Here is a 10,195-nt window from a genome sequence, read left to right as displayed (position 1 = left end):
GCTTCGCGGCCCGCGCGGCTGCCGCCTCACCCCGCCCGGCCCGCGCGGCGGGATCTGCTTTGCGTCGGGGCAGCCCAGCGCCGGGCTCCACGTCCGCCTTCGCCGCGTCCGCGCCGCGCCCGGTCCGCCCGGTCAGCGGGGCCTTGCGGCTTGAGCGTGCGGGCGTGGGCGTCGGCGGGTCCGCCGGGCGGCGGGCCCGGTCCGCTGCGCCACTCGGTGTCACGCGGCCTCCCCGGTTGAAACGTGATAGCTGACGAAGCGTACCCGTTGCCTGTGGAAATCCTCAGTGTCCTCCAGAGGTTTCCCACCGGAATCGGAACGAGCACTTGACGACCGGATGTGGCCACCCTTACGTTCGTGCAATCTTCTTGAAACCTTTCAGCAATCAACGATCCGGCCTGCCGGACCAACCCGAGACGGTGACCCGATGAAGGCGGAGGTGGACATGCCGGGCGAGGCTCCCATTTTGTCGGTGCGCGAGGTGTCGAAATCCTTCGGCGCCGTCGCGGCCGTGCAGAACGTCTCCTTCGACCTGTACGGCGGCGAGGCGCACGCGCTGGTCGGCGAGAACGGCGCGGGCAAGTCCACCATCGTGAAGATGCTGGCGGGCGTGCACCGCCCGGACGCCGGCACGATCGAGCTCGACGGCACCCCGGTCGAGCTGGGTACTCCGGCCGACGCGAAGGCGGCCGGGATCGCGGTGATCTACCAGGAGCCGACGCTGTTCCCCGACCTGTCCGTCGCGGAGAACATCGCGATGGGCCGGCAGCCACTGGGTCGTTTCAAAACCATCGACCGGACGGCGATGATCCGCGAGGCCCAGCAACTGTTCAGCCGGCTCGGCGTGTCGATCGAGCCGAACCGTCCGGCCCGGGGTCTGTCGATCGCCGACCAGCAGTTGGTGGAGATCGCCAAGGCGCTGTCCGCGGACGCGCGCGTGGTCGTGATGGACGAGCCGACCGCGGCACTCACCGGGGTCGAGGTCGAGCGGTTGTTCGCGGTGGCCCGGTCGCTGCGGGACGACGGTGCGGCGCTGGTCTTCATCTCGCACCGGTTCGAGGAGATCACCGCGCTGTGCCAGCGGGTGACGATCATGCGCGACGGCAAGCACGTCTCCACCGACCTGGTCAGCGACGTCACCGTCGACGAGATGGTCCGCCGGATGGTCGGCCGCGACCTCGGTGCGCTGTTCCCCAAGCTGGACGTCACGCCGGGCGCCGTGGTGCTGAGCGTGGCCGGGCTGAATCGGGATCCGTCCTTCACCGACATCTCCTTCGAGGTCCGCGCCGGCGAGATCGTCGCGCTGGCCGGCTTGGTCGGCTCCGGCCGGTCCGAGGTGGTGCAGTCGATCTTCGGCGTCGACCCGCGCGACTCCGGCACGGTCAAGGTCGGCGGCAGGACGCTGAAGCCCGGCTCGCCGCGCGCCGCGATGGCCGCGGGAGTCGCACTCGTTCCGGAGGACCGCCGGCAGCAGGGCCTGGTGATGGAGCTGTCGATCGAGCGCAACGTGACCCTGCCCAGGTCCCGCGCGCTCTCGCAGCTCGGCTTCCTGACCGGCGGCAACGAGCGCCGCTCGGCCAAGGAGTGGACGCAGCGGCTGAAGACGAAGTACGGCCGGCTGCAGGACGAGGTGGGCACGCTGTCCGGCGGCAACCAGCAGAAGGTCGTGCTGGCCAAGTGGCTGTCGATGGCGCCGAAGCTGCTGATCGTCGACGAGCCCACCCGGGGCATCGATGTCGGCACCAAGGCCGAGGTGCACCGGCTGATGTCGAGCCTGGCGGCGGAAGGGGTGGCAGTGCTGATGGTCTCGTCGGAGCTGCCCGAGGTGCTCGGGATGGCCGACCGCGTGCTGGTCATGCGGGAGGGCCGGCTGGTCGCCGAGCTCGACCGGGAGAAGGCCACCGAGGAATCGGTGATGTTCGCCGCGATGGGTCAGGAGGCCTCGGTATGACGGCCGTCGGACTGCCCGGGGTGACCACGCGGAGGTCCTCGCTCGACCTGGTCCTGCGGGCCCGCGAGCTGGGCATCGTGCTGGCGCTCGCGCTGCTCGTCGCGGTGACCGCGATCTCGAACCCGCGTTTCCTGTCCGGCCAGAGCATCCGCGACATCCTGCTCGGCACCGCGATCCTGGCCGTTCTGGCGGTCGGCCAGGCCGTGGTGGTCATCACCCGCAACATCGACCTGTCGGTGGGTTCCGTGCTCGGCCTGAGCGCCTTCACCGTCGGCACGCTGCTGCGGGACAATCCTGGCCTGCCGGTCGTCGTGGCCCTGCTGGCCGGTGCCGCCGTCGGCGGGGTCTGTGGTGGTGTCAACGGAGTCCTGGTCCGGTACGGGAACGTCCCGGCGCTGGTGGTCACGCTCGGCACGCTGTACGTCGTCCGCGGCATCACCTACTTCTGGGCCGGCGGCCAGCAGATCAACGCCGACGAGTTGCCCGGCGGATTCCTCGACTTCGGCAACGCGACCCTGCTCGGCATCCCGTACCTCGTACTGATCGCGCTGCTCGTCCTGGTCGTCACCGGCGTCGTACTGCGGAACTACCGGGTCGGCCGCGAGCTGTACGCGATGGGCTCGAGTCCGCAGGCGGCGAAGCTGGCCGGCATCTCGGTCGGGCGGCGCACGATCGGCGCCTTCGCGGTGAGTGGCGCGCTCGCGGGCCTGGCCGGAGTGCTGTTCGCAGCCCGGTTCGGCACGATCGACGCGGCCGCCGGGACGGGGTACGAGCTGAACGTGGTGGCCGCGGTCGTGGTCGGCGGGGTCGCCGTCTTCGGTGGCAGCGGCTCGGTCTGGGGCGCCGCGCTCGGCGCGTTGCTGCTGACCACCATCGGCAGTTCGCTCGCGGTGCTGGAGATCAACCAGTTCTGGCAGCAGGCGATCGTCGGCGGGCTGATCCTGCTCGCGATCGGTGCCGACCGGCTGGTCGCCGCCCGGGTAGCGGCGTCTTTGAAACGGCGCCATGAACAGGAGGGGGCTTCCCATGTCAGCTGACACCAGCGTCGTCCCCGGCCAGAGCCCCGCCTCCGGCGGCGGGGTCAACGGCGGGAGCTCCGCCTCGGCCGGGGTCGCCGGGTGGCTCGGGAACTGGACCACGGCCATCATTGCCGTGACGGTCGTGGTGCTGATCGTCGCCGCGGCCACCGTCGACAACTTCGGCACCTCGCAGAACTTCGGCTTCCTGGTCCTCGACCTGCTGCCGATCGCCCTGGTCGCGCTGCCGATGACGCTGGTGATCGTCACCGGCGAGATCGACCTGTCGGTGGCGAGCACGCTCGGCCTGACCAGCGCGGTGATGGGCTACCTGTGGAACAACAACCAGCCGATCGAGACGATCATCCCGGTCTGCCTGCTGCTCGGTGCCGTCCTGGGCGCGATCAACGGCTTCTTCGTCACCGTGCTCGGCCTGCCGTCGCTGGCCGTCACGATCGGCACGCTGGCGCTTTACCGCGGCCTCGCGTTCGTCGTCCTCGGTGATGGCGCGGTCGCGGACTTCCCGGCGCTCTACACCGACTGGGTGACCGGCAAGATCGGCGGTACTCCGATCCCGAACGTGCTGCTGATCATCGTCGTGCTCGCCGTCGTGTTCGGGGTGGTGCTGCACGCGACGCCGATCGGGCGCGCGGTGTTCGCGGTCGGCGCGAGCGAGCAGGCGGCGCGGTTCGCCGGCGTCCGCCCGGGCCGGCTGAAGTTCTGGCTGTACGTCGTGAGCGGTCTGGTGGCGGGTCTGGCCGGGGTGCTCTGGACCCTGCGGTATTCCAGCGCCCGGGCGGACAACGGCGCCGGGCTCGAACTGGCGGTGGTCGCCGCCGTCCTGCTCGGCGGTGTCTCGATTTTCGGCGGCAAGGGTGCCTTGCCCGGTGTCATCGCCGGTGTGGTCCTGCTGGCCTCGCTGCAGAACGCTCTGCGGCTGTCCGATGTTTCGAACGAGGCGCTCAACGTCGTCACCGGCGTACTGCTGATCGTCTCCGTGCTGGCTCCCAATCTCGCCAACGCCGTCCGCGGGTCGCTGCAGCGGCGCCGGCACCGAACCGGTCCCCGGTAAGGCCAAGAAAGGACATCTCATGTCGTTCCGTATCTCCCGCCGCCTGGCGGTGCCGCTGTCGTCGGTGGCCGTTATGTCGCTGGCTCTGACCGCCTGTGGCGGCGGCACGACCAAGTCGGACACGGCGAACAACAACGCCGGGGCACCGTCGGCCGGCAGTTCCGCGGCCGCGGATCCGAACGCGCCGCTGAAGGAGGGCCTGAAGATCGCCTTCCTGCCCAAGCAGTTGAACAACCCCTACACCGACGTCGAGGTCGGCGGCGGCAAGGTCGCGGTCGGCGAGGTCAAGGGCGAATACAAGCTGGTCGGGCCGAACGACGCAAGCGCGTCCTCCCAGGTCAGCTACATCAACACGCTGATCCAGCAGCAGCAGGACGTGATCGCGGTCGCGGCGAATGACCCGAACGCGGTCTGCCCGTCGCTGAACCAGGCCCGCAAGGCCGGCATCAAGGTGGTCGCGTTCGACTCCGACGCCTCCAAGGACTGCCGGGACGCCTTCATCAACCAGGCCACCACGCAGGGCATCGGCGAGAGCCTGGTGAAGATGGCCAGCGAGCTGGCCGGTGGTTCTGGTGAGATCGCCGTCCTGTCCGCCACCCCGAACGCGACCAACCAGAACTCCTGGATCGCGGTGATGAAGACCGAGCTGGCCAAGCCGGAGAACGCCAAGCTCAAGCTGGTCAAGATCGCCTACGGCAACGACGACGACCAGAAGTCGTTCACCGAGGCGCAGGGCCTGCTGCAGTCCTACCCGAACCTGAAGGTGATCGTGTCGCCGACGACGGTCGGCATCGCCGCCGCCTCGCGGTATGTCAGTGCCTCCAGCTACAAGGGCAAGGTGGCGATCACCGGGCTCGGCCTGCCGAACCAGATGCGCCAGTACGTCAAGGACGGCACGGTGAAGAAGTTCGCCCTGTGGAACCCGGCCGACATCGGCTACCTCGCCGCGTACGCCGGTGCCGCGCTCAAGTCCGGGCAGATCACCGGCGCCGAGGGCGAGAAGTTCAAGGCCGGAAAGCTCGGCGAGTACACGGTCGGTGCCGCCGGCGAGATCGTACTCGGCCCGCCGACCGAGTTCACCGCCGCCAACATCGACCAGTTCGACTTCTGAGCCACACTCGGGTTGGGGATCTCGTGAATCGCTACTGTTTCTGCCTCCAGGTCAAGCCGGACCGGCTGGACGAGTACGTCGAGCGCCACCGTGACGTGTGGCCGGACATGCAAGCCGCGCTGCGGGACTCCGGCTGGCACAACTACTCGCTCTTCCTCCGCGACGACGGCCTGCTGATCGGCTACGTCGAGGCCGACGACCTGGAGGCGGCGCAGAAGGCGATGGCGGCGACCGAGGTGAACAGCCGCTGGCAGGCCGAGATGACGGAGTTCTTCAGTCGCCAAGAAGACGGCACCGACGAAGGCCGGCCGCCGGACGAGTCGTTCGTGCTGCTGCCCGAGATCTTCCACCTGACCCCGAAGGCCGAGGACTGATATGACCAGCGTGACCGATGCACTGAGCCGCCAGGAGATCGAGCTGCCCTCGTGGGCGTTCGGGAACTCGGGCACCCGGTTCAAGGTGTTCAGCCAGCCGGGCGTGCCGCGTTCGCCGCAGGAGAAGATCGCCGACGCGGCCGTCGTCCACCGGTACACGGGAGTCGCGCCGAGCGTCGCGCTGCACATCCCGTGGGACAAGGTCGACGACTACGCCGAACTGGCCGCCTACGCCAAGGAGCAGGGCGTCCGGCTGGGGGCGATCAACAGCAACGTCTTCCAGGACGACGACTACAAGCTCGGCAGCGTCACCAACCCGGACCCGCGGGTCCGGCGCAAGGCCACCGACCACCTGCTCGAGTGCGTCGACATCATGGACGCCACCGGCTCGCGGGACCTGAAGCTGTGGTTCTCCGACGGTACAAACTACCCGGGCCAGGACGACCTGTGGGATCGGCAGGACCGGCTCGCGGTGGCGCTCAAGGAGGTGTACGACCGGCTCGGCGAGGACCAGCGGATGCTGCTGGAGTACAAGCTGTTCGAGCCGGCCTTCTATGCGACGGACGTGCCGGACTGGGGTACGTCGTACGCGCACTGCCTGGAGCTCGGGCCGAAGGCGACCGTCTGTATCGACACCGGGCACCACGCGCCGGGCACGAACATCGAGTTCATCGTCGCGTTCCTGCTCCGGGCCGGGAAGCTCGGCGCGTTCGACTTCAACAGCCGGTTCTACGCCGACGACGACCTGATGGTCGGTGCCGCGGACCCGTTCCAGCTGTTCCGGATCATGAACGAGATCGTCCGCGGCGACGCCCTCGACCCGGACCGCGGGATCGCCTTCATGCTCGACCAGTGCCACAACATCGAGGCGAAGATCCCGGCCATCATCCGCTCGGTGATGAACGTCCAGGAGGCCACCGCGAAGGCCCTGCTGGTGGATCGCGACGCGCTGCGCAAGGCCCAGCAGGACGGTGACGTGCTGGCCGCGAACGCCGCGCTGATGGACGCCTTCAACACCGACGTCCGGCCGCTGCTCGCCGACCTCCGGGAGAGCCAGGGCCTCGACCGGGACCCGGTCGCCGCGTATCACCGCAGCGGCTACTTCGAGCAGATCAGCAAGGACCGAGCCGACGGCCAGCAGGCCGGATGGGGAGCATGACAGTGACCGAAACCCCGGACGTCGCGGCCGAGCTTGTTGCGCGAAGCAACAGACTGGGCGCCGACCCGCGGAACACCAACTACGCCGGCGGCAACACCTCCGCCAAGGGCACGGCCACCGACCCGGTGACCCAGCAGCCCGTCGAGCTCGTCTGGGTGAAGGGCTCCGGCGGTGACCTCGGCACGCTCACCACCGCGGGCCTGGCCGTACTGCGCCAGGACCGGCTGAACGCGCTCGTCGAGGTCTACCCCGGGGTGGATCGCGAGGACGAGATGGTCGCCGCGTTCGACTACTGCCTGCACGGCAAGGGTGGCGCCGCGCCCTCGATCGACACTGCCATGCACGGCCTGGTGGACTCGCCGCATGTGGACCACTTGCACCCCGACTCGGGGATCGCGCTGGCCACGGCGGCCGACGGCGAGAAGCTGACCGCGGAGTGCTTCGGCGACCGCGTGGTCTGGGTGCCGTGGCGGCGGCCCGGATTCCAGCTCGGCCTGGACATCGCCCAGGTGAAGAAGGACAACCCGCAGGCGATCGGCGTGATCCTCGGTGGCCATGGCATCACCGCCTGGGGTGACACGTCCGCCGAGTGCGAGGCGAACTCCCTCGACATCATCCGGACGGCGGAAGCCTTCCTGGCCGACCGCGGTAAGGCCGAGCCGTTCGGGGGCGTAGTACCGGGGTTCGAGGCGCTTCCGCCGGGTGAGCGCAGGCAGCGGGCTGCCGCGTTGGCGCCGGTGATCCGTGGGCTGGCCTCGACGGACAACCCGCAGGTCGGGCACTTCAACGACTCTGACGTCGTGCTGGAGTTCACGGCGCGAGAGCGGCTGGCGGAGTTGGCCGCGCTGGGCACGTCCTGCCCGGACCACTTCCTGCGGACCAAGGTGCGCCCGCTCGTGCTGGACCTGCCGGCCACCGCCTCCGTGGAGGAGGCCTCCACGAGGCTGCGGGAGCTTCACCTGCAGTACCGCGAGGACTACGCGGCCTACTACGACCGGCACGCGGCGCCTGACAGCCCGCCGATGCGCGGTGCCGATCCCGCGATCGTGCTCGTGCCCGGCGTCGGCATGTTCAGCTTCGGCAAGGACAAGCAGACCGCCCGGGTCGCCGGTGAGTTCTACGTCAACGCGATCAACGTGATGCGCGGCGCCGAGGCCGTCTCGACGTACGCGCCGATCGACGAGAGCGAGAAGTTCCGGATCGAGTACTGGGCGCTCGAGGAGGCCAAGCTGCAGCGGATGCCCAAGCCGAAGCCGCTCGCCACCCGGGTCGCGTTCGTCACGGGTGGCGGCTCGGGCATCGGCAAGGCGATCGCGCAGCGACTGGCCGCCGAGGGCGCCTGCGTTGTCGTCGCCGACCTCGACCTGGCCGCGGCCGAAGCCGTCGCCAAGGAGATCGGTACCGCGGACCAGGCGGTGGCCGTCGGCGCGGACGTGTCGGACGGCGCCGCTGTCGACAAGGCGATGCAGGAGGCGGTGCTGGCCTTCGGCGGCGTCGACCTCGTCGTCAACAACGCCGGCCTGTCGATCTCGAAGCCGCTGCTGGAGACCACCGAGAAGGACTGGGACCTGCAGCACGACGTGATGGCGAAGGGCTCGTTCCTCGTCTCCCGCGCGGCCGCGAAGGTCCTGATCGACCAGGCCATCGGCGGCGACATCGTCTACATCTCCAGCAAGAACGCGGTCTTCGCCGGCCCGAACAACGTCGCGTACGGCGCCGCCAAGGCGGACCAGGCGCACCAGGTCCGGCTGCTCGCGGCCGAGCTCGGCGAGTTCGGCATCCGGGTGAACGGGGTGAACCCCGACGGCGTCGTCCGTGGTTCCGGCATCTTCGCCAAGGGCTGGGGCGCCCAGCGCGCCGCGGTGTACGGCGTACCGGAGTCGGAGCTGGGCGCCTTCTACGCGCAGCGGACGCTGCTCAAGCGCGAGGTACTGCCCGAGCACGTCGCCGCGGCCGTCTTCGCGCTGGCCGCCGGGGACCTGTCGCACACCACCGGCCTGCACGTACCCGTCGACGCCGGCGTCGCCGCCGCCTTCCTGCGCTGAGGAGCATCGTCATGTGGAGCACTGACCCGAGTCGTTCCGTCGACGGGAACGGCCTGCTGCCGTGGGTCGAGCCGCGGAAGACCCGGATCGGCCTGGTCGCGGGCGGCCTGGGGGCGTACTGGCCACAGTTCCCCGAGTTGCTGCCTCAGCTGCAGGCCTCGGCCCGGCGGGTCTCCGAGCGGTTCTCGGAGCTCGACTGCGAGGTGATCGACGTCGGCTTCATCTCCGACGCGCAGGAGGGCGCCGCGGCCGCCGAGAAGCTCAGGCTGGCCGACTGCGACCTGATCGTCGGCTTCCTGACCACCTACATGACCGCGTCGATGCTCGTCCCGGTCGCTCAGCGCAGCGGTGCACCCGTGCTCCTGCTCAACCTGCAGCCGACCGAGTCGATGGACCACGCGTCGTTCGACACCGGCGCCTGGCTCGCGTACTGCGGCGCCTGCCCGCTGCCCGAGATGGCGAACGCCTTCGAGCGCTGCGGCATCGACTTCCGTTCAGTCTCCGGGTACGTCGAGGACGAGCGGGCGTGGGCCCGGATCGAGCGGTGGCTGAAGGCCGCGGGAGTTCGGGCCGCCCTCCGGCACGGACGGCACGGCCTGCTCGGGCATCTCTATCCCGGCATGATGGACGTGATCACCGACCCGACGCTGGTCTCCGCGCAGCTCGGTGGGCATGTCGAGATCCTGGAGATCGACGACCTGCGGGTCCGGGTCGAAAAGGTCACCGAGGCCGAGACCTCGGAGCGGATGAAGATCGCCCGGGAGATCTTCACCCTGGACGACTCGGTGGTCGAGGACGACTTCCGCTGGGGTGCCACCGTCTCGGTCGCGCTGGACCGGCTGGTCGAGGATTTCCAGCTGGACACCCTGGCCTACTACCACCGCGGCCTGGATGGCGAGACGCACGAACGCGTCGCGGCCGGGATGATCCTCGGCGCCTCGTTGCTGACGGCAAGAGGTGTGCCGGCCGCGGGTGAGTACGAGCTGCGCACCTCGCTGGCGATGCTGGTGATGGACAAGCTCGGCGCGGGTGGTTCGTTCACCGAACTGCAGGCGCTGAACTTCCACGACGACGTCGTCGAGATGGGACACGACGGGCCTGCGCACCTGACGATCAGCGCACGCAAGCCGTTGCTGCGTGGGCTCGGGGTGTACCACGGCAAGCGTGGCTGGGGTGTCTCGGTCGAGTTCGACGTGAAGCAGGGACCGGTCACCGCGCTGGGGCTCGGGCAGTTGCGGGACGGGTCGTTCCGGCTGATCGCGTCCGAGGGCAAGGTCGTTCCCGGCCCGCTGCTCCAGATCGGCAACACCACGTCGCGCGTCGACTTCGGCCGTGACCCCGGCGAGTGGACCGACGAGTGGTCCGGCTCGGGAGTGGCCCACCACTGGGCGCTCGGCACCGGCCACCGGGTCGCCGAGCTGAAAGCCGTGGCCGACCTTCTCCACCTCGACCTTCGGGTCGTCTGAG

General features: G+C 69.5%; 9 protein-coding genes. 8 read left to right on the top strand and 1 reads right to left on the bottom strand.

Going from position 1 to position 10,195, the window contains the following annotated elements; genetic code table 11:
• A partial coding sequence (locus ABD255_RS33480) for a hypothetical protein (protein ID WP_344220825.1) occupies window positions 1–223 on the bottom strand: 223 nt, incomplete at its 3' end.
• Between the two features lie 204 nt (window positions 224–427).
• On the opposite strand from ABD255_RS33480, the gene ABD255_RS33475 reads away from it, so the two are divergent.
• From ABD255_RS33475 to ABD255_RS33440, 8 genes are read left to right on the top strand one after another with little or no spacing between them, the layout of a single operon-like run.
• Entirely contained in the window at window positions 428–1,951 is a 1,524-nt protein-coding gene (locus ABD255_RS33475; RefSeq protein WP_344220824.1) for a sugar ABC transporter ATP-binding protein, read from the top strand.
• Window positions 1,948–2,988, top strand: a complete 1,041-nt coding sequence (locus ABD255_RS33470; protein ID WP_344220822.1) for an ABC transporter permease — start codon at window positions 1,948–1,950, stop codon at window positions 2,986–2,988. Before ABD255_RS33475 ends, ABD255_RS33470 begins: the two co-directional genes overlap by 4 nt.
• The gene (locus ABD255_RS33465; protein ID WP_344220821.1) at window positions 2,978–4,039 is read left to right on the top strand and encodes an ABC transporter permease; all 1,062 of its coding nucleotides are present in this window, start codon (window positions 2,978–2,980) and stop codon (window positions 4,037–4,039) included. Before ABD255_RS33470 ends, ABD255_RS33465 begins: the two co-directional genes overlap by 11 nt.
• A gap of 19 nt (window positions 4,040–4,058) precedes the next feature.
• The gene (gene rhaS, locus ABD255_RS33460) at window positions 4,059–5,150 is read left to right on the top strand and encodes a rhamnose ABC transporter substrate-binding protein (protein WP_344220820.1); all 1,092 of its coding nucleotides are present in this window, start codon (window positions 4,059–4,061) and stop codon (window positions 5,148–5,150) included.
• Between the two features lie 23 nt (window positions 5,151–5,173).
• Window positions 5,174–5,524, top strand: coding sequence for an L-rhamnose mutarotase (locus ABD255_RS33455; protein ID WP_344220819.1), 351 nt, complete (start codon window positions 5,174–5,176; stop codon window positions 5,522–5,524).
• Window position 5,525: 1 nt separating this feature from the next.
• Window positions 5,526–6,683, top strand: a complete 1,158-nt coding sequence (gene rhaI, locus ABD255_RS33450) for an L-rhamnose isomerase (RefSeq protein WP_344220818.1) — start codon at window positions 5,526–5,528, stop codon at window positions 6,681–6,683.
• A complete protein-coding gene (locus tag ABD255_RS33445) occupies window positions 6,680–8,728 on the top strand; it encodes a bifunctional aldolase/short-chain dehydrogenase (protein WP_344220817.1) in 2,049 nt (682 codons plus the stop codon). The genes rhaI and ABD255_RS33445 overlap by 4 nt, the downstream gene beginning before the upstream one ends.
• 11 nt (window positions 8,729–8,739) lie before the next feature.
• Window positions 8,740–10,194, top strand: coding sequence for an L-fucose/L-arabinose isomerase family protein (locus tag ABD255_RS33440; RefSeq protein ID WP_344220816.1), 1,455 nt, complete (start codon window positions 8,740–8,742; stop codon window positions 10,192–10,194).
• Window position 10,195: the final 1 nt, after the last annotated feature.

Origin of the sequence: Kribbella sancticallisti (genome assembly GCF_039530625.1) — a bacterium.
Taxonomy (GTDB): Bacteria; Actinomycetota; Actinomycetes; order Propionibacteriales; family Kribbellaceae; genus Kribbella; species Kribbella sancticallisti.
Note: the sequence above shows the minus strand (reverse complement) of the source record. Positions and strands in the feature narration are given on the sequence as shown.